15 protein-coding genes and 1 tRNA gene are annotated in these 18,485 nt (G+C 42.7%); 9 read left to right on the top strand and 7 right to left on the bottom strand.

The window, feature by feature from the left end:
- The first annotated feature begins 26 nt into the window (after positions 1-26).
- From HWQ38_RS07785 to HWQ38_RS07770, 4 genes are all read left to right on the top strand, one after another.
- On the top strand, positions 27-1,277 hold the full coding sequence (locus HWQ38_RS07785; protein ID WP_292792024.1) for a competence/damage-inducible protein A: 1,251 nt from the start codon (positions 27-29) through the stop codon (positions 1,275-1,277).
- A 49-nt stretch (positions 1,278-1,326) separates the two neighbouring features.
- Positions 1,327-1,587, top strand: a complete 261-nt coding sequence (locus tag HWQ38_RS07780; protein ID WP_292791979.1) for a CopG family transcriptional regulator — start codon at positions 1,327-1,329, stop codon at positions 1,585-1,587.
- Positions 1,574-1,990 (top strand): PIN domain-containing protein, encoded by a 417-nt coding sequence (locus tag HWQ38_RS07775; protein WP_292791977.1) that lies wholly within the window; start codon positions 1,574-1,576, stop codon positions 1,988-1,990. Before HWQ38_RS07780 ends, HWQ38_RS07775 begins: the two co-directional genes overlap by 14 nt.
- A 128-nt stretch (positions 1,991-2,118) precedes the next feature.
- Positions 2,119-2,733 (top strand): hypothetical protein, encoded by a 615-nt coding sequence (locus HWQ38_RS07770; protein ID WP_292791974.1) that lies wholly within the window; start codon positions 2,119-2,121, stop codon positions 2,731-2,733.
- Positions 2,734-2,870: 137 nt separating this feature from the next.
- On the opposite strand, the gene HWQ38_RS07765 is transcribed toward HWQ38_RS07770, so the two are convergent.
- On the bottom strand, positions 2,871-3,662 hold the full coding sequence (locus tag HWQ38_RS07765; RefSeq protein WP_292791973.1) for a class I SAM-dependent methyltransferase: 792 nt from the start codon (positions 3,660-3,662) through the stop codon (positions 2,871-2,873).
- A 252-nt stretch (positions 3,663-3,914) separates the two neighbouring features.
- Here HWQ38_RS07765 and HWQ38_RS07760 point away from each other — a divergent pair, with 252 nt between their 5' ends.
- On the top strand, positions 3,915-5,435 hold the full coding sequence (locus tag HWQ38_RS07760) for an ABC transporter permease subunit (RefSeq protein ID WP_292791971.1): 1,521 nt from the start codon (positions 3,915-3,917) through the stop codon (positions 5,433-5,435).
- A gap of 159 nt (positions 5,436-5,594) precedes the next feature.
- Here HWQ38_RS07760 and HWQ38_RS07755 read toward each other — a convergent pair whose 3' ends face one another.
- On the bottom strand, positions 5,595-5,783 hold the full coding sequence (locus tag HWQ38_RS07755) for a hypothetical protein (protein ID WP_292791970.1): 189 nt from the start codon (positions 5,781-5,783) through the stop codon (positions 5,595-5,597).
- 235 nt (positions 5,784-6,018) lie between these two features.
- Between HWQ38_RS07755 and HWQ38_RS07750 the strand changes: the two genes are divergently transcribed.
- Complete coding sequence (locus HWQ38_RS07750; protein ID WP_292791969.1) at positions 6,019-7,164, top strand: histidinol-phosphate transaminase; 1,146 nt, start codon at positions 6,019-6,021, stop codon at positions 7,162-7,164.
- Positions 7,165-7,172: 8 nt separating this feature from the next.
- On the opposite strand, the gene HWQ38_RS07745 is transcribed toward HWQ38_RS07750, so the two are convergent.
- Positions 7,173-7,727 carry a hypothetical protein gene (locus tag HWQ38_RS07745; protein WP_292791968.1) on the bottom strand — a complete coding sequence of 185 codons (555 nt, stop codon included), beginning with the start codon at positions 7,725-7,727 and terminating at the stop codon, positions 7,173-7,175.
- Positions 7,728-8,467: 740 nt separating this feature from the next.
- The gene (locus HWQ38_RS07740) at positions 8,468-9,073 is read right to left on the bottom strand and encodes an N-acetyltransferase (protein ID WP_292791967.1); all 606 of its coding nucleotides are present in this window, start codon (positions 9,071-9,073) and stop codon (positions 8,468-8,470) included.
- Between the two features lie 991 nt (positions 9,074-10,064).
- Between HWQ38_RS07740 and HWQ38_RS07735 the strand changes: the two genes are divergently transcribed.
- The 3 genes from HWQ38_RS07735 (at position 10,065) to HWQ38_RS07725 (ending at position 15,071) form a co-directional block, all read left to right on the top strand.
- Complete coding sequence (locus HWQ38_RS07735; RefSeq protein WP_292791966.1) at positions 10,065-13,655, top strand: response regulator; 3,591 nt, start codon at positions 10,065-10,067, stop codon at positions 13,653-13,655.
- Positions 13,656-13,723: 68 nt separating this feature from the next.
- Complete coding sequence (locus HWQ38_RS07730) at positions 13,724-14,950, top strand: hypothetical protein (protein ID WP_292791964.1); 1,227 nt, start codon at positions 13,724-13,726, stop codon at positions 14,948-14,950.
- Positions 14,951-15,000: 50 nt separating this feature from the next.
- Positions 15,001-15,071 (top strand) — tRNA-Gly (locus tag HWQ38_RS07725).
- Between the two features lie 582 nt (positions 15,072-15,653).
- Here the strand turns inward: HWQ38_RS07725 and pstB are convergent.
- From pstB to pstC, 3 genes are read right to left on the bottom strand one after another with little or no spacing between them, the layout of a single operon-like run.
- Positions 15,654-16,460 (bottom strand): phosphate ABC transporter ATP-binding protein PstB, encoded by an 807-nt coding sequence (gene pstB, locus HWQ38_RS07720; RefSeq protein WP_292791962.1) that lies wholly within the window; start codon positions 16,458-16,460, stop codon positions 15,654-15,656.
- Positions 16,461-16,517: 57 nt separating this feature from the next.
- Positions 16,518-17,399, bottom strand: coding sequence for a phosphate ABC transporter permease PstA (gene pstA / locus HWQ38_RS07715; protein ID WP_292791960.1), 882 nt, complete (start codon positions 17,397-17,399; stop codon positions 16,518-16,520).
- 19 nt (positions 17,400-17,418) lie between these two features.
- Positions 17,419-18,369 carry a phosphate ABC transporter permease subunit PstC gene (pstC, locus tag HWQ38_RS07710; RefSeq protein ID WP_292791958.1) on the bottom strand — a complete coding sequence of 317 codons (951 nt, stop codon included), beginning with the start codon at positions 18,367-18,369 and terminating at the stop codon, positions 17,419-17,421.
- Between the last annotated feature and the right edge of the window lie 116 nt (positions 18,370-18,485).

The following is an 18,485-nucleotide window of genomic DNA, read 5'->3' as shown; positions in this document are numbered from 1 at the left end:
ACTCCCTACTCCCCTTCCCCAATCTAATGAGTGCAGAAATTATTTGTGTTGGTACTGAACTGCTGCTAGGAGATATCCTCAACGGCAATGCTCAATATCTCGCCCAACAATTAGCGCAGCTAGGTATCCCCCATTACTATCAAACAGTGGTTGGGGATAATCCAGAACGGTTGAAGCAAGTTATAGAAATTGCTATTTCCAGAGCGCAAATTCTCATTTTCACTGGTGGACTCGGCCCGACACCAGATGACCTCACCTGCGAAGCGATCGCTGATTTTTTTAAAGTCCCTTTGGTAGAACGCTCTGACATCATCGAAGACATAACCCAGAAATTCGCCCAACGTGGTCGGGTTATGTCACCAAGTAACCGTAAGCAAGCTTTGATTCCCCAAGGTGCGGAAATTCTACCCAACCCCACTGGAACAGCACCCGGTATTATTTGGCAACCCCGTCCTGAAATCACGATTTTTACCTTTCCCGGTGTTCCCAGTGAAATGCATCCGATGTGGGAAGAAACAGCCGTGCCATTTCTCAAAAGTCAAGGTTGGGGTAAAGAAATTATTTACAGCCGGAGTTTAAAATTTTGGGGTATTGGTGAATCGGCTTTGGCGGAAAAAGTTGCTGACTATTTGAAGTTGCCAAATCCCACAGTCGCCCCTTATGCAGGTAAGGGGGAAGTCAGATTGCGAGTTTCTGCTAAAGCAACTTCCGAAGCAGCAGCAGAAGCCCTAATTGCGCCCATCGAGAAACAACTCAAAGAAATCGCCGGACTAGATTTTTATGGTGTTAATGATAATACCCTAGCTTCCGTGGTCGGTCAGTTGTTGCGGGCATCAAAAGAAACGCTTTCGGTGGCAGAATCTTGCACTGGTGGCGGTTTAGGACAAATGTTGACTGAGATTTCTGGGAGTTCTGATTACTTCTGGGGTGGCGTAATTTCTTATGACAATTCGGTGAAGGTTGGGCTACTGGGGGTTAACCAAGAAGATTTAGATAAATTTGGGGCGGTAAGCGCGATCGTTGCAGAGCAAATGGCTGTTGGGGTGAAAACCCGCCTTGCAACAACTTGGGGATTGAGTATCACTGGTATTGCTGGTCCAACTGGAGGGACAGATACTAAGCCGGTGGGTTTAGTTTACATTGGTTTAGCTGGGCCAAAAGATGAAGTGGCAAGTTTTGAGTATCAGTTTGGTGCAGCGCGAGGTCGAGCTTTAATTCGTCATGTGAGTGCGAATGCAGCGTTGGATAATTTGCGGCGGAAGTTGTTGACGAGGTAGGAGGTATGTTAGGTTTGTCATACAAATTGTATGACAAGCAAACCTAACGATGCGAATTAATGCGCGATTAGATGAAGAGTATGCTGACAAACTAGCTTACATCCAACAGCAGACTAATCAGGCAGTAACGGATGTGATTAAGTCTGCTATTGAATTGTATTATCAGCAGCTTCAGCAGGAGCAAAAGAATGCGTTGTCGATGCTGATCCAAACAGGCTTTATTGGTTGTGGTCAGACAGATCCGGATCTGTCTATAAATTACAAATCAATTTTGAGAGATGGCTTGAAAGCTAAATATGATTATCCTTGATACTGGCTTTTGGTTAGCTTTAGCAAATCGAAATGACTTGTACCACACTCAAGCAATAACAGTACTTGCCAATGTCAACGAACCTCTGATTACGACTTGGGCTGTTGTTACAGAAACTTGCTATCTACTGCTAATAAAGATGGGCAATCACGCGCAAGTAAGTTTTATCAATAACTTATTTTTAGAGGTATTTACGGTTTTTGATTTGCAATCGCATCATGGTAAGCGCATTTCTGAACTTATGGCAAAATATGCCGACTTACCAATGGATCTTGCCGATGCTTCATTAGTGGTTTTGGCAGAACATCTGGGACATGGAAGAATTTTGTCGATAGATTTTAGAGATTTTAATACTTACCGTTGGAAAAATCAGCATCCATTTGAAAATCTGATGCTATTTTAAAAAACTTAATTACGTTAGCGTAGCGGTAGCGAGTCCGCGTACTCTTACAGAGAAGCAAGTTACGCTTTTAGCATCTGTCTGCGACACGCTGCGCGAACGTAGAGAGCGTCATTACGAATTATGCAGCTATGACCAAAATTCCCATCCTCCAGCCAAATCACTCATACACCTTCAGAAGCTATTTTGAGATGTCATTCGAGCCAGAAGACATACTGGCTGAATTTGGCTATTCTTTAAAACGTTCCTCTCTCAATCAACAAAAGTCCAGCATTGAATTAGACAGACTCGCAAATCTCAAATCTAGAATTGAGGAGAGTTTGCCATATATTAGTTTGACTAGTGAAGCAGCCCGCAGAGAGTTACTAATTGCCCCAATTTTATTGGATGTTATTCATTACACCCGCGCCCAGCTTAGAATCGAATATCCTCTTATAGTTACAGAACAGTTAAAAGGTTCGCTTGACTATTATCTCCACACAGATTGTAAACTCTTAGTTGTAGAAGCTAAAAATGCTGATTTGGCAAGGGGTTTTACCCAGCTTGCTGTAGAACTGATTGCTATTGATGCGTGGACTGACTCTCAAGAGCCAAATTTACAGGGGGCTGTTTCTACAGGAGATATCTGGCAATTTAGTCTATTGAATCGAGAAAGTAAACAAATAACTCAAGACCTCAATTTATATCGTGTTCCTGCTGACATAGAAGACTTACTTCGTATTTTGGTGGCGATACTAGGTTACTGACTCAAACCCAATGAATCTTTTTAACTGTTAACCTTAGAGCTACAACAGCAGCTTCGTATTTGTAGGTAAGATGACCTAAAAATCGTAGTACTCAAGGTACTTAGTCGGGTAAACTCTGAGCTTTTAAAAGCCCCCATTTACCCGTTCGCGGAGTGTTCCGCAGGAAAAAGAAGTGGTGGGTAGTTTACTTGCTTGCTTGCTACCACAATCATTCGGCGGCTATCAACCGCGAACGGTTCCCCATCGTAACCATAGCCTTCTACTTCGCTGAAGCCCGTTTGCAGGAGCCAATCGCGGATTTCGGGAAAGGTAAAATTGCGAACAAAGTATTCACCGCGCCGCACTTGTCCATCACGAATGATAATTCGCTCGGTATGGGTACGATTGGTAAGCGCATCGTAACGCGTGCGTGCGAGCATATAATTCCCCTCACACTCAGTAATTAACTCAGGCGTAAACTCTTGCAAGACGCGGCTAAAATTCTGAATATCAAGTAGCAATTTGCCACCTACTTTTAGAGCGCGATACGCTTGGGTTAAGACCGATCTATTTTCATTGTCATCGAAGTAACCAAAGGCTGTGAAGCAGTTGATGATGCAGTTGAAGCGATCGCTAAAGGGTAGGGAACGCATATCGCCTTGAAGGTACTCTACCTTAACACCGTTGCTAGCCGCATCTTGATTTGCTTTTTCTAAAAAGAAAGCTGTTGCATCAAGTCCAGTTACATGATAGCCACGAGCCGCTAGCTGATTAGCAATCCGTCCATGCCCACAAGCTAAGTCTAAAATACTCATCCCTGCTTGTAAATCTAGCAATCGGCAAATAAGGTCAACTTCGTGTTGAGTACGTTCTGGTGTCAACAACGTTTCATAAAAGTAAAGATAATCTTCCTCGAACACGCTGTTACCATCAAATGTATTTGCAACCATTTTGAATCTGTTTTATAAAGTGAATTTTCAATATGGATGGGATGATAGTTTTGAAGAGGATTTACTCAAGTTGCGAGCATCAGTTGCCAACGCATCCACAGAAGCGTCTACGGACAACTCTTTACCGCAAGAAAGTGTCCATTGTTCTACAAAATCTTACTATTATTACAGCAATTGTGCTTAACTGGATTTTTGATTTTGGAAAACCAGTCATAGTCTAAGCTTGGATATTTTTGGAGAAGTCTAAAAAATATGACTGGATTAACTGTTGTCCTTTGGTTACGTCAGCTAGTTTTTGGCTTAAGCTTAAGCTGTCTACTTTTACTTTCAGGTTGTATCACAGATGGTTCCACTGTTGGTAACACACTCACCGTTGCTACAGAACCTACGTTTCCGCCTTTCGAGTTTCAATCTGCCAGTGGTGAGTTACAAGGCTTTGACATTGATTTGATGAATGCGATCGCTCAATCTGCTGGCTTGAAAGTTAAGTATCAAAATATGCCTTTTGCTGGTATGATTCCAGCGTTGCAAGCGCAAACTGTAGATGCCGCAGTTGCGGCAATGACGATTACTGCCGAACGGGCGAAGACAATTTCCTTCTCGCGTCCTTACTTCAAATCAGGGCTAGCGATCGTCACCCGCACAGATAATCAAAACATTACCAATTTTGATAATCTTAAGAACAAAACCATTGGCGTGCAAATTGGGACAACTGGCGCACAGAAGGCTAAAAGTATTCCCGGATCGGAAATTCGCACTTTTAATGATTCCCCTTTAACCCTTCAAGCATTAATCAATGGTAATGTCGATGCCGTTCTTAATGATCAGGTCGTTATCTTATATGGCATAAAGAGCGGCAACCTTAACGGACTCAAAGTGGTCAGCAGTCTGCTAACAGAAGAATTTTATGGCATTCCTACACCTAAAGCATCGCCCAACTTGCAAGCGATTAACCAAGGTTTAGAAACGGTGCTGAAAAATGGTATTTACGCCAAAATTTACCAAAAGTGGTTTGGTATCCAACCGCCACAACTACCAGAAAAATCACCCATCGAAAACCAGGCTGCCGAAAAAGGCGTATCCCAACTATTTACCTCACTAAGCATTATCTTGAAGTCCCTACCCACATTGCTAAATGGGGCTTTAGTAACACTTGAACTCACAGCAATCTCAGTCTTGCTGGGTATGATCGGGGGTACACTGATTGGAATTGTTCGCCTTTTCCCCACTCCGCCTTTGCCCTGGATTGCTAGGGCGTATGTAGACTTTTTCCGGGGGACACCGTTGCTGGTGCAAATTTTTATGATTTACTTTGGTTTGCCTGCTTTAGCCCAAAGTTTTGGTTTCACCTTCACTTTAAATCGTTTAGCAGCAGCGGTGATTGCATTGAGTCTCAATAGCGCTGCCTACATTGCTGAAGTTGTCCGGGCAGGTATTCAATCAATTGAGCCTGGGCAAGCAGAAGCCTCTCAATCACTGGGTTTAAGCTCAGTGCAAACGATGCGCTATGTAATCTTTCCTCAAGCCCTCCGGCGGATGCTGCCACCTCTGGGCAATGAGTTCATTAGCCTGCTCAAAGACACCAGCTTAGTCGCGATCATCGGGTTTGAAGAGTTGTTCCGCAAAGGACAGCTGATTGTAGCTGAAAACTATCGTTCATTTGAGATTTACGCCACTGTCGCCTTGGTTTATTTATTCCTGACCCTGCTTTGTTCTCAAGCCTTTACTCGCTTTGAGCGATTGCTCAATCCCGTTAAGCAAAAGAGCAAGTAAAAGACACGGGGGCAGGGCATGGCTGTTTTGATTATGAGAGAGGAAAGAGGCGATCGCACTTTTGTGTAGAGGTTGCGATCGCCTTTGATTAATAAATCTCTATCAAGGTATTGCGTCACCATCTGAATCAAATGTATGCGCTCGGACAGACCATGTGAGTTAAGTGATCGGTGACCACAATTGATCAAGTTCAGAATCCCAAGCGATCGCACCCCACCATGCAAACGCTTGAGGATCACCAAACAAAGCATCAGCACGTTGATGCTCCTCCACTCGGGCGCGAGTAGTCATCAGCATTGTGCGCGGAACACCTGTCAGTTGAGATGAAAGTTGAGTCACATAGGGCATGGGAAAGAAGTTACCAATGCCCTGTTTGGCCTATGCCCCAAGGGTTGGGCGGAGCAACCTCGACCACCCACTCAAGGGAATTGAGTTTCCCGCCGCTTTCAATATAAACTTAGCTTTTAATAATAAATTATCTCATTAAAATTTGTGGATTTGATTTTGGCCTTCCGGCTTCTGCTTGCTGTAGACATCGTTTCTTTTGATTTACGATAAATTCAAATATTGGTTGACTAAAATTATGCTTCCTTTCATCCGGTCAGATTTAGCACAATTCACCGCGTATAAACCTCACCCCAGTAGCGATACAGCCGCATCTGTTCCCGCACAGTTCGATCGCCTGGATACAAATGAAAGCCCCTACGATTTACCACCTGAGTTAAAAGAGAAGCTAGCCTGGACGTATCAGCAAGTAATTGAAACAAATCGTTATCCCGATGGCGGACATGAAACCCTTAAGGATGCGATCGCACACTACGTCAATCAGTCGGCCGCCCTCTCGCTATCCAATACTGCTGCCAATATTTCTGTTGGCAATGGTTCAGATGAACTAATCCGCTCTTTATTAATCGCCACCTGTCTCGGAGGAGAAGGTTCAATTCTCGTTGCCAATCCCACTTTTTCTATGTACGGAATTTTGGCACAAACTTTGGGCATTCCTGTAGTGGCGGTGGGTAGAAATGAAACAAATTTTGAAATTGACATCAGCGCCGCACAGTCTGCGATCGCAAAAACTCAAAATCCCCTGATTCGCGTAGTTTTCGTAGTCCATCCTAATTCGCCAACTGCTAATAGCTTAACTGCCGCAGAGTTGACATGGTTAAAAAGTTTACCACAGCATATTTTGGTAGTAATTGATGAAGCTTACTTTGAATTTAGTCAAACTAGCCTAGTAGGTGAATTAGCACAGCATCCCAATTGGGTAATATTACGCACTTTTTCTAAAGCCTTCCGATTGGCAGCTCTCCGTGTTGGCTATTGCGTTGCTCATCCTGAAGCGATCGCCATCTTAGAAAAAGTTCGCTTACCCTACAATCTGCCCAGCTTTTCCATCGCAGCAGCATTAGTTGCTTTACAAAATCGCACACTCTTGCTAGAGTCAATTCCCGAAACCCTGAGTGAACGAGCCAAACTCATCGAAATTTTGTCCCAACAACCAGAACTACAAATTACCGCCAGCGCTGCTAACTTTATTTACCTGCGTCTGAAACCAAATGGCTTTAATTCACAAGATGCTGTGTTAAAAACTTTTCACCAGAAACTTAGAACACTTGGCACCCTTGTACGACATATTAGCGGAGGATTGCGAATTACTGTCGGCACAATAGAGGAAAACGCCCGCACCGTTAATCGGGTCCAAGCTGCTTTGGCAAATTTGGAATTTTAGCAATTCACTCAGTAATTAAATCGGCTGTCCACCTGACTGCCCAAACGGCGGACTATTCCCACTGTTTGTGGCAGCACACCTACTAAAAGAGCAAAAGCAACATCGGGCAGAAGAGCTACTATTTCTGGTGGAAAATATTGTTCAAATTGATCGAGAATTTTCTGAACTCGCTGCCCAGACACTGGGTTTTCTGTAATTTGTTTGATCAATCGAATCCACTGTCGCCTAATCAAGTAAGCCTTCTGACGTTCTTCATTAGATTCGGGAGTTAATAAAGACAGATTACCTATGGGCAATGCCCTTTGGCAATCACAATCGTAATCCCCACCCACAGCAGCCCCAGGCCCAGCAAACTCTGCATGGTAGCGTTTAAAAAGTATTAATCCATTTCGTCTACGACTATTGACGATGAAAACTTCTCCACTGTGCAAACGTGTAAGGATATCCGAGCCTTGTGATTGCTCAGTTCCATCTTGCATAATAAGAGAGTCAAGGAAACTAGTTTCAGGGTAATAAGTTGATACCATAGAGGTTTGATAGCGTCGATGCTGTTCGCTATCCATGTTTTTTAAATTTTCAACGAATTTGGTAGTAGTATGCACTTCAAAACGGAACTAGGTGTTATATCAAATTAGGTTTTTGAATTCTTTTATTATCAAGAGTCTTTTGGCCAATTTAACTAAGATAGTAATGAATAGGCATTGTTTCCTAATTGAGTGATCATATTTTATGAAATATAATTAGATTTGTCTCCAAATTCGGAGATTGTTTTCTTAAAGTTTTTATAAAGATAAATATCTGAATTACAAAGTTATTATGAGGAGTTGCTGATTTACTAAGGGTCATTGTACAGCTATTTTCACTATAGTTTATTTACTTATCTATATAAAATACTCCAAAGTATTATTCTTTAAATGAGAAATAATAAAAAAGACAAAATGTAACATTTAAGTGAACTTTTCTCAAGTTATCTTTTATTAAGATAATCAGCTTTTATTAATATGATCAATAAGAAGAGCCGGAAAAAGTCTAAATAAAATATTCTGAAAAGAATTATCCAAAGTTATATACAGCATATTTCATGAGTCAAAATTCACAATTCAGAACTAAAACACGCTTTTTACCTGGTTTTGAGACGAATCATTGTGTATTTCATAAACTGGAAATATGCTGTATATCTAGCTATTTAGCAATCTGGGCTGAGTTGTTAATTAAGTTAGTTTGTACTTTGATGATCGATATTGGTAATAGATTTTCTCCAAACTAATTACAACATCAAAATTTACCATTACCAAAATAAAATTCAGATAGTGGAATCAGCACTCAGATGCTTGTGCAAGAACATTTGGCTAGAGCGTCCTAGTAAAAATGTATTCCAATTCAATTCGACTTTATGCACCCGATATCCCGCCTTAAAATAAAGTTGCCTTGCCTGATGATTATTTTCCAAAACGTGGAGATATAAGTCTTGAAATCCCCACTCGCGGGAGACTTTTTCACAGCTACTCAGTAACCCTGAAGCCACACCATGTCTACGGTATTTTGGGTGAACCGCTAAATTAGATAAGTAAGGAAAACCCATACCAAGCTGGCTCCACGAATCACTGTAACGTACACCCAATTCCACACTTCCCACTAAATTATGAGCCGCACCAGTAGTAGCTTCAAAAGCAACTAAACAAATATGACGCGGCGGAGGTGATGTCATGCGATGCCTTAAGTCTTCGTAAATACCCAAACGTAGCAATGGAAAAGCCCATCCCCACATACCCTTTTGGGAGTGAAAGCTTTCAGCAATAATTTGGGCAACATCAAGCAAATCAGCAGGTATAGCTGTACGAATTTCAAATTGGCAGCAAGCTGGATCGATTGGCTGTTGCTGGTATGGATGAAAAAACCGATATTTCAAGGCTACTTTAGTATTGATTTTATTGAACGAAAATTTTCTCAAATCTCCTCAAACACCATTTAAACTTATTGAAAACTTTATATCTGCCCAGGATATTGAACTCACCTAAGATTGCTAATTCGCTTTTCCTTGTAGAGTATACAAAGTTTTACACTTTAGTTTGGGGCTTTATAGCATCCATTTTTGAAACAGTCTTAGAAGTTACAGCTTCATAAATCTACAATCTTTCCCTTGTTTTAGGTAGGGAGGATATCAGTCTGTTTATCACAAAAACATCTGTCAAGTCGTACAGGTTTAGGTGGATGGGTAGATAAATAGCATAACCTGTCCGTAGGCAGAACCGACAAAATTGTTAAGTAAGTACACTACCGATAAACTCTGGTTGTAGTACTGAACTTGTTTATGAAATTGCCGCTACACTAATAGAACTTTGCTACTAGGCCATAGGAACAGGCTGTACAGCTACTAGGGAAGAATCTGCAAGGCTCCTAATCCCTAACTTATTAAGCACTACCACTTGTCTTAATGATAGTTCTGATTGCTAAATTAGAAAGAGGTATTTGTCTAATAGTATACTTTGGCTTTAAATCTTATTGTTTTAATTTTGCTGACTCTACCATGACTAGCATAAATAAAATTTACCTGCAAGTGTTAGTAAAAGCGCTGGGGAGGGAAAACTTAGTATGCAGCTTGATTTGGATTTTTCAGCTAGCGATGAGCGCTGTATGTAATATCAGACATTGCTCACAGGAGGTGAAAGAAGATTTGGCAAGCAAGCATCGACTCTGTAACCCTAAAACTGACTATGAAAGCAATTACACTGCACCAAAGAAAATGGTAATGGGCATAAGCCATTGAGACGAATTACTGTGAGTAAACACTCCTACACTCAGCAGTCATGTAGCCAAACAGCCTTATTGGTCGAAATGCTCTGCTCTTACCTGATCAGATTATTCTTTATCCGACTGCCGTTGCAGCAGAAAGGCGGTGCATGAAATCCCCAGCAAACAGTAAGCCGAAAATTTTGGTTGTCGATGATGAACCAGACAACCTTGACTTGCTTTACCGCACTTTCTATCGGGACTATAAGGTGCTGAGGGCAGACTCTGGTCCTGCGGCACTCGATCTGCTGGCTCAAGAGGGAGAAATCGCAGTGATTATCTCAGATCAGCGGATGCCGATGATGAGCGGTACAGAATTTTTGAGCCTGACAGCAACTCAATATCCAGATATTATCCGGATTATTTTAACTGGCTACACCGATGTCGAAGACCTGGTGGAAGCAATCAACGCTGGTAAGGTATTTAAATATGTCACCAAACCGTGGGAAGCTGAGGAACTCAAAGCAGTGGTACGCCAAGCTTTGGATACTCACAATGTCCTCAAAGCTCGCACCCGCGAACTAACCCGCACTCTTCGACAAGAATCGCTGCTGAATACCGTCACAAATACGATTCGCAGTGCTTTAGACTATCGCCAAATTTTGCAGGCAATTGTAGATACAGTCGGTCATATGTTGGAGGTGGATGTCTGTCTGTTGCGTCCCTTCCAAGATGAGCAGTTGGCGGATAAAGGATTCATTTATCAGAAGACTGTTTCTGAAGAGGCCGGGGAAGTTGCAGTCAGTCTTTCCCCTCTCTCTCCAAAGGGGGGTCTGAGTCCCACCATCCCCGGGCCTGTGTCTCTTTTGGCTGAGACCGTGTGGGAAACCCGGGAAGTTCAGGTGATTCACGATGTGAGCGATGATCAGCGCATTCACGGTGATACTCCCGAACTGCGCCAACGTGAGGCAGCTTTTGCTGCTGCTAACATTTGTTCTAGTTTAGTTGTGCCATTGATCTGCCAACAAGAACTGATGGCAGTGCTAGCACTGCACCAGTGTTCTCTGCCTCGCTTCTGGGGGGAGGATGAGGTGCAGTTAGTGTTGATGGTGGCGGATCAAGCAGCTTTAGCTTTGTCCCAAGCTTATGCTTACGAACAAGTACGTGCCCTTGCCAAGCGAGAGAGCTTGATTAATACGATTACTAGCGCGATTCGCTCTAGCTTAGATCCTCAAGATATCTTTGCGGCGATCACCCAGCAATTGGGACAAGCTTTACAAGTCGATGGCTGTGTCTTGTCTTTGTGGACTGAAGAAGATGAGTTTGCCGAGTGTGTGGGCTTGGGTGACAGTTTTCAACATCCAGAAAACTTGCGTAGGCACAGCCCAACCCAGGCATCGCTAGCCCCGGACAAAAATTTAAGTAGTAATAAGAATTTATTAACTCAGAGAATACCCTATTCTCAAGCATCTATACAGGAGAATCCCATCCTTCAACAGATGCTACAGACACATGAACCAGTGATAATTGGTGATGTCAGCCATTGTGCCTCACAAGTACAGGTTTTTAATTTGCCTTTAAAAATGCCAGGACGATCGCTAATGGTTGTGCCATTATTAGCTGATGGTAAATGTATCGGTAATATTACTTTGCATGAAGGTAACAAAGTCCGCCGATGGCTCTCATCTGATATCGATTTGGCGAAAGCAGTAGCAGCTCAAGCCGCGATCGCTGTGCAGCAGTCACACTTGTATCAAAAAACTCGCCGACAAGCTGAACGCTTAATAGAATTAGATAAACAAAAAACCGAATTTTTTCAAAATATCTCCCATGAGTTTCGCACACCGATCACCTTGATTCAAGGGCCTTTAGAGTCGGCGGTGGCGGCTGGTGAAGGATTATCTTACTCCCAAAGTGCGATCGCCTTGCGTAACTCCCGCCGCCTGCTGCGACTGGTAAATCAACTCCTAGATTTACAACGCCTAGATGCGGGGAGAATGCAGCCTAGTTTCCATCCCTGCGATTTAGTCGAATTTGTCAGCCAAATTGTTGAATCTTTTCGTCCCTACTGTGAGAAAAAAGGACTGCATCTCACTACCCAGTTAAATGAATGTTCTACGGTGTACTTGGATATGGAAAAATTTGACAAGGTGGTTTACAACCTGCTGTCAAATGCGATGAAGTTTACTCCCGAAGGTGGCACAATCAGCGTCAGACTAAAATCTGAAGGCGATCGTTGCATATTGCAAGTACAAGATACTGGAATTGGCATTGTTAAACAACAAATTCCCTACCTATTTGAGCGTTTCCGCCAAGCTGAAGGTTCAGCAAACCGCTCCTATGAAGGCAGTGGTTTGGGTTTAGCTTTAGTTAAAGAATTGATAGAATTACATGGTGGTGAAGTCACTGTGGAATCAGTTTATGGCGAAGGCACTACTTTTAGTTTATGGCTTTTGACTGGAAATGCTCATTTACCGACACAGCAAGTACTAGAAACGCCTACCGAACTGAATATGAGCCGCGCTAGCGTAGAATTGGCTGATTTAGAATTGGTAGAGTCAGGAATAGACAATATTGAAGATATTACAAGAAACTTCTCTCCCAGTATTGAGACTCAAGATTCAGCCCTAAGCGAAAACTCTGAGGATAAACTTGCAACTATCAGAGGTTCAAAGACTTGGCACTCAATTTTAGTTGTAGACGACAACCCGGATCTGCGAAACTACGTATCCGAGATTTTTCGCCGCAACGGTTATCATGTACGAACAGCTCATAACGGTTCTGAAGGGTATGCGATCGCTAAGGAAATTATACCCAACTTGATTGTGACTGACTTAATGATGCCCTTGGTGAGCGGACTTGAGATGATTCAGATGCTCCGTAAAGAGGAGAAGCTTAAAGGAACACCAATCATTTTGCTGACAGCGAAAGTAGATGAGGAAACCCGCATCGAAGGTACAGAACATGGGGCGGATGCTTATTTAGCAAAACCATTCAATGATCGGGAACTTTTGGCGGAAGTTCGGAATCTTTTAAGATTGAAGGAAAATGAACGGCGAATCGTGGAGTTAAATACTTATCTAACAGAATCGGTGCTAAAGCGCTTTTTGCCGACTGCATTGGTGCAAAAAGCTGCAACCGGAGATTTAACGTTAGATTTGCGCCCCGAACCACGCTTAATTACAGTTTTGTTTAGTGATATCGTCGGTTTTACACAGCTAGCAAATACTCTCAGATCGCGCCGGGTAGCAGAGTTGCTAAATGAATATTTAGCAGCCATGACCAAGGTTGTATTTAGCAATGGCGGCACTGTAGATAAATTTATGGGAGATGCTATCTTAGCTTTATACGGAGCGCCGGAAGAATTAACCCCTAATGAACAGGTGCGTCGTGCCATCAATACAGCAAGAGCAATGCACGGCTCACTGGCTGAGTTGAACCAGCGCTGGCAAGACCAAGGTGTATTCGATGGCCACAAACTTACTAGCGTACAGTTCCGGTGCGGTATCCACCAAGGTACTGCTGTTGTGGGGATGTTCGGTAGTGCTGAACGTGCCGATTATACTGCTATTGGCCCAAGTGTGAATATTGCTGCAAGGTTGCAAGCTGCTGCTGTTCCCGGTACAATCTTGGTTTCTGCTGCCGTGGCAGATTATTTGCAGGAAGAAGAGATTACTAAAGGTAGTTCGCTAGAACTTAAAGGAGTAGATGAAACAGTTTTGACCTTTGCTGTTACATCAGAGATAATGTTTAATCGCTAAAATTAAGACTGGTATTTTCAAGCATTAGCAATGAATAAGAGTGCCTAATCATATCCAGTTTCGATAATATGACACCATCGGTTGCAGATAAAACTCCAATTCCAGCCAAGGTCTGGAGACGACACACCGATCCACCAGGTTTGTGGATTTCTGTCGTTATAGCTTCAGTCTCTCTGCACTTGCTGGTGTTCTGGCTGATGCGCTCATCTAATGCATTTAGTCTCTGGTTTCCCCAGCAAAGTCAATCTGCTGTCCCCATTGAATTGATAGACATTACTCCTAAAACAAAATTAATAACCAAATCAAAATCAACAGCCCAAACAGTTTCGCCAAAGCGACTATCTTCAACTCAAAAGTCTGTACCAGCACGTTCACCACAAACAGCACGAATTATACCCAGAAATCAAGATTTTGGCGCAATAAATTCTGCGGATAATCTCCAGCAAAAGAGCCGAATTTACGCCTCTAAAGCTAATAGCAAACCTTTTAGGCAACAGAGAGTTTCTACGTCAAAACCTACAGTCACAGCGAAGCCGATAGCCACAGCGAAACCTATAGCCACAGCGAAACCTATAGCCACGCCGAAACCTATAGCCACGCCGAAACCTATAGTTCCAGTCGGTAATTTACCTTGGAATCGCCGTCAAGAAATCAAACTGGGAAAGGGAAGGCTATTACCAACAGGTATTCCATCAAATTCACCAGTTTCGGAAGCTGAAAACAGAGAAACTCCACCAACTCCCACCAGAGAAACTCCACCAACTCCCACCAGAGAAACTCCACCAACTCCCACCAGAGAAACTCCACCAACTCCCACCAGAGAAACTCCACCAACTCCCACCAGAGAAACTCCACCAACTCCCACCAGAGAAACTCCATCAACTCCTACTATGGGAGCATCGGTAGCAATAGTAACTTCTTTGCTTAGAGATGAAATGAGTAACTTGATACAATCACGACGATACCGTTCTGATGGTTTACCAGAGGTTATCGCTAAATACCAGGGAAGCAACACAAAACAATTAGACTCAAGTTTTCTTGGCCACGATTCTGGACTTGAGCCAGCAAAGCTCTTGGCTAGCTTAATAATTGATAACAATGGCAACTTTCAACAGGCTAAAGTTCTAGAAATAGAACCAGCAAGACTGCAAAGTGAAAAAACCAGATATGAGCAAGTCCTCAACGAAGTTTTCAAAACAGAAAACTTTATTGCTGGTTCCAACAACGATGGCAGCAAACCACCTTTGAGCAATCTGTATGTCAGGATCAAAATCCAACCTGCCAATTCCAAATAAATGCTTGAATTTTCGCAAAACCTGTGTTATATTTAGAAAGTTGGAGATTTGCGGGCGTAGTTTAGTGGTAAAACTATAGCCTTCCAAGCTATTAATGCGGGTTCGATTCCCGCCGCCCGCTTATAACGAGAAACCCGGAAATGCAGTAATGCAAGAAGTAAGTTTGGGCCTAGGAAAATAACCAGTTAATTCTTAAGTGGTTGAATCATGAATGCCTACGAATAAATAGCAAGGTAAGCCAACACTAGTACTAGGCTCTATTATCAAGTGATTTTTTTGCCCGTTCAGGAAATGCAAGTCTGATGTTAAATAGCTTAATTATTACTTTTCTTGACCAAGAAAAGTAATAATTGATCAAGCGATGCCCTTCTCTACGAGACGCTGCGCGTAGCTTGCTTCCACGAAGTGGTACGGCGCAGGCTTAGGGTAAGACCTGCGGTGGTCACTGAGCTTTGTCGAAGTGCGGGCTACGTCTACGCTAACCTTAGAAATAAGAATTAAATAACATACAATTTATGTCCCTGGCTTACCTCACCCTCAATCCCTCTCCTTATAAAGGAGAGGGAAGCTAGAGACAGGATGAAGTTTTACATTTTATTTAATCCACGTTCCTTAGCAAAAAAATAAAAAAACTAGAGGAATATCGCATAGCTTTAATTTTTCGAGTATCCCTCATCGCTTTAACATCAATAATGTCAAATATTTATCCAAATTTGCCACTGACGTAATCTCGCGTTTCTTCCTGCTTAGGATTGTTAAAAATTACTTCTGTTAAGTCGTACTCTACCATGTAGCCGTTACGACCTCCTGTGTCTGAAGTCCGAACATTAAAAAAGGCTGTCTTATCTGAAACCCGCGCTGCTTGCTGCATGTTATGGGTGACAATGACGATAGTATATTGCTCTTTAAGTTCGTGAATCAGTTCTTCAACCCGTAAGGTGGAAATGGGGTCAAGAGCAGAGCAAGGTTCATCCATCAGTATAATTTCAGGTTCGACTGCGATCGCTCGAGCAATACATAAGCGTTGTTGTTGTCCACCAGATAAAGACGAGCCACTTTGCCGTAGTTTATCTTTGACTTCATCCCACAAAGCCGCTTTTCTGAGGCTGCTTTCTACCAATTCATCGAAATTACCTTTGTAACCGTTGATTTTGGCTCCAAAAGTAATATTGTCATAAATTGATTTGGGAAATGGGTTTGGTCTTTGAAACACCATCCCAATTCTCCGACGCACTTCTACAGGGTCGATGTCGGATGCATACAAGTTTTTATCGTAAAAAAATATTTTACCTTCTGCGCGAAATGATTCAATCAGGTCATTGAGGCGGTTATAGCATCGCAACAACGTACTTTTACCACAACCAGAAGGACCGATAAAGGCTGTCACCTGATTTTTCGGTATATCTAGCCAAATATTCTGTAAGGCTAAAAACTTGCCGTAGTAAATGTTGAGATTTTCGGCGCGTAAAACGGTTTCCGTGTCATTCAATGTGCTAACATTACTAGCCATAAATTAAGTCTTGTGTTGGTTTGGGCGATGGGTATCTGGAATATGGAAGGTTGTTTACTAAGCTTTTTGACGAGTTGCCCAGCGAGCGATGATACTTGTGATTAGAACCATAAATACCAAAATCAAAGATGCTGCCCAAGCTAGTGATTGCCAATTTTTAAACGGAGAAATGGCATATTTATAAACCAAAACGGCAAGGGAAGCTGTTGGTTGGAATAAGCTATCAGGCCAAAAGTTGGAAAATAGAGCAGTAAATAGTAAAGGTGCGGTTTCTCCAGATGCTCTGGCAATCGCTAGCGTTGCGCCAGTTACAATTGCTGGTAAAGCTGCTGGTAAAACTACTTGACTCACTGTTTGAAAGTTAGTCGCTCCTAACCCTGCCGATGCTTGTCGCAAATCTTGCGATACTAACTGTAAGGCTTCATCGGTAGTTCGGAGAATAATTGGCAACATTAAAATTGCCAGTGCAAACCCTCCACCGAGAGCTGAATATGATCCTAAGTTCAACTTTACCAGTGTTAAAACTACAATGCCATAGGCAAATACCCCAGCAATAATTGAGGGAACTCCACTAAGGACGTTAGCCGCAAAACGTACCCCTCTGGCTACATTAGCCGAACTAAATTCTGTGATGTAAATCGCCCCCAAAACTCCAAAGGGGATGCTAATCAAGGCAGCAATTCCTACCATCAGCAGCGTGCCTAAAATGGCATTACCAAAGCCTCCTCCCTTTTGTAGAGCTTTGGGTGGCAGTTCTACAAACACGGCCAGATTCAGACTGCTAAAGCCTTTAATAATCACGTAAGAGAGTACTGCTAGCAAAGGTAAAAGTGCCAATACTCCGCAGGTAAATGCGATTACGGTCATCACTGTATTAAACAGTGTTCTACCAGACATGGCGGAGCTAGTTAAACTGCGCTCTGGAAAATTAGAAGTCATAATTTAACCCAAAACTAAGCTATATTCGCTTGACTCTCAAAACGATTAACTCTGCCATAATATTGACTACTAGCGTCAAGAAAAATAGAACTAAAGCGGCGTACATTAAAGCCGCAACTTGCAAACCACTAGCTTCTGAGAATTGATTTGCCAGTAAAGAAGAAATCGTATTGGCTGGTGCTAAAAGAGAGAGACTGATGTTGTTGGAGTTGCCAATTAACATCGTTACAGCCATTGTTTCTCCCATTGCCCGGCCGAGTCCCAGCATCACAGCACTAACTATGCCCGAAAAGGCTGCTGGGATGAGAACTTGCAAAATTGTTTCCCAGCGCGTTGCTCCTAGTCCTAGAGAGGCTTGGCGCAAACTGGAGGGTATAGAAATCAAGGCATCGCGGGATAAGGCTGTGATGATTGGCAAAGTCATAATCGCTAAGATGACTCCCGCCGGCAACATTCCTGGCCCTGTAGGAGAAGTGCTAAAAAATGGCACCCAACCAAAGTAACTATTTAGCCATTTTCCAAAGTTGGTTAAGATTGGCACTAAAACGAAAATACCCCACACGCCGTAGACAACGCTGGGAATAGCTGCCAGCAGTTCTACTGCGAAAACCAGTACCAACTTTACTTTAGTGGGCAAAAAATCTTCGCTCAGTACAACAGCAGTACCAACCCCAATTGGTACTGCTATCAGCAGACCAATAAAAGAACTCAAGAGAGTTCCATAAATTTGAGGTAGCACCCCGTAGCTATCATTAACTGGGTTCCAAGTGGTGTTAGCTAAAAAGCCAGCACCAAACTTTTGGATGGCAGGCCAAGCACCAATTGCAACCTGCGACCCGATCCATAATAAAGTGGCAGCAACCCCAAAGGCGAAAATTTTAGTCAGCCAAATAAAACCTCGATCTAGGGACTTTTCTACGTCAGAGCGATTTTTCATCGCTGATGACAGATTTTGAGAATTTGTAGTCATGAATACCGACTTTAACAATTAAATCAGAGAACAATGTGTGAGGCAAGCAGAATAAAATTGTCGCATCATCATCTGGTTAAATTCATACGTTAGTAACTCCCTGTTCACAGTTACTA

It is taken from the genome of Nostoc sp. NMS7, assembly GCF_017115085.1.
In the GTDB taxonomy this organism is placed as follows: domain Bacteria; phylum Cyanobacteriota; class Cyanobacteriia; order Cyanobacteriales; family Nostocaceae; genus Nostoc.
The sequence above is the reverse complement of the archived record's forward strand: the minus strand, read 5'-3'. Positions and strand labels throughout refer to the sequence as shown.

Coding starts and splice junctions, on each gene's coding strand:
- HWQ38_RS07730 (WP_292791964.1), top strand. CDS start 13,724: ATGACACCATCGGTTGCAGATAAAACTCCAATTCCAGCCAAGGTCTGG.
- HWQ38_RS07735 (WP_292791966.1), top strand. CDS start 10,065: ATGAAATCCCCAGCAAACAGTAAGCCGAAAATTTTGGTTGTCGATGAT.
- HWQ38_RS07775 (WP_292791977.1), top strand. CDS start 1,574: ATGATTATCCTTGATACTGGCTTTTGGTTAGCTTTAGCAAATCGAAAT.
- pstC (WP_292791958.1), bottom strand. CDS start 18,369: ATGACTACAAATTCTCAAAATCTGTCATCAGCGATGAAAAATCGCTCT.
- HWQ38_RS07755 (WP_292791970.1), bottom strand. CDS start 5,783: ATGCCCTATGTGACTCAACTTTCATCTCAACTGACAGGTGTTCCGCGC.
- HWQ38_RS07780 (WP_292791979.1), top strand. CDS start 1,327: ATGCGAATTAATGCGCGATTAGATGAAGAGTATGCTGACAAACTAGCT.
- pstB (WP_292791962.1), bottom strand. CDS start 16,460: ATGGCTAGTAATGTTAGCACATTGAATGACACGGAAACCGTTTTACGC.
- HWQ38_RS07750 (WP_292791969.1), top strand. CDS start 6,019: ATGCTTCCTTTCATCCGGTCAGATTTAGCACAATTCACCGCGTATAAA.
- HWQ38_RS07770 (WP_292791974.1), top strand. CDS start 2,119: ATGACCAAAATTCCCATCCTCCAGCCAAATCACTCATACACCTTCAGA.
- HWQ38_RS07745 (WP_292791968.1), bottom strand. CDS start 7,727: ATGGATAGCGAACAGCATCGACGCTATCAAACCTCTATGGTATCAACT.
- HWQ38_RS07785 (WP_292792024.1), top strand. CDS start 27: ATGAGTGCAGAAATTATTTGTGTTGGTACTGAACTGCTGCTAGGAGAT.
- HWQ38_RS07765 (WP_292791973.1), bottom strand. CDS start 3,662: ATGGTTGCAAATACATTTGATGGTAACAGCGTGTTCGAGGAAGATTAT.
- pstA (WP_292791960.1), bottom strand. CDS start 17,399: ATGACTTCTAATTTTCCAGAGCGCAGTTTAACTAGCTCCGCCATGTCT.
- HWQ38_RS07760 (WP_292791971.1), top strand. CDS start 3,915: ATGACTGGATTAACTGTTGTCCTTTGGTTACGTCAGCTAGTTTTTGGC.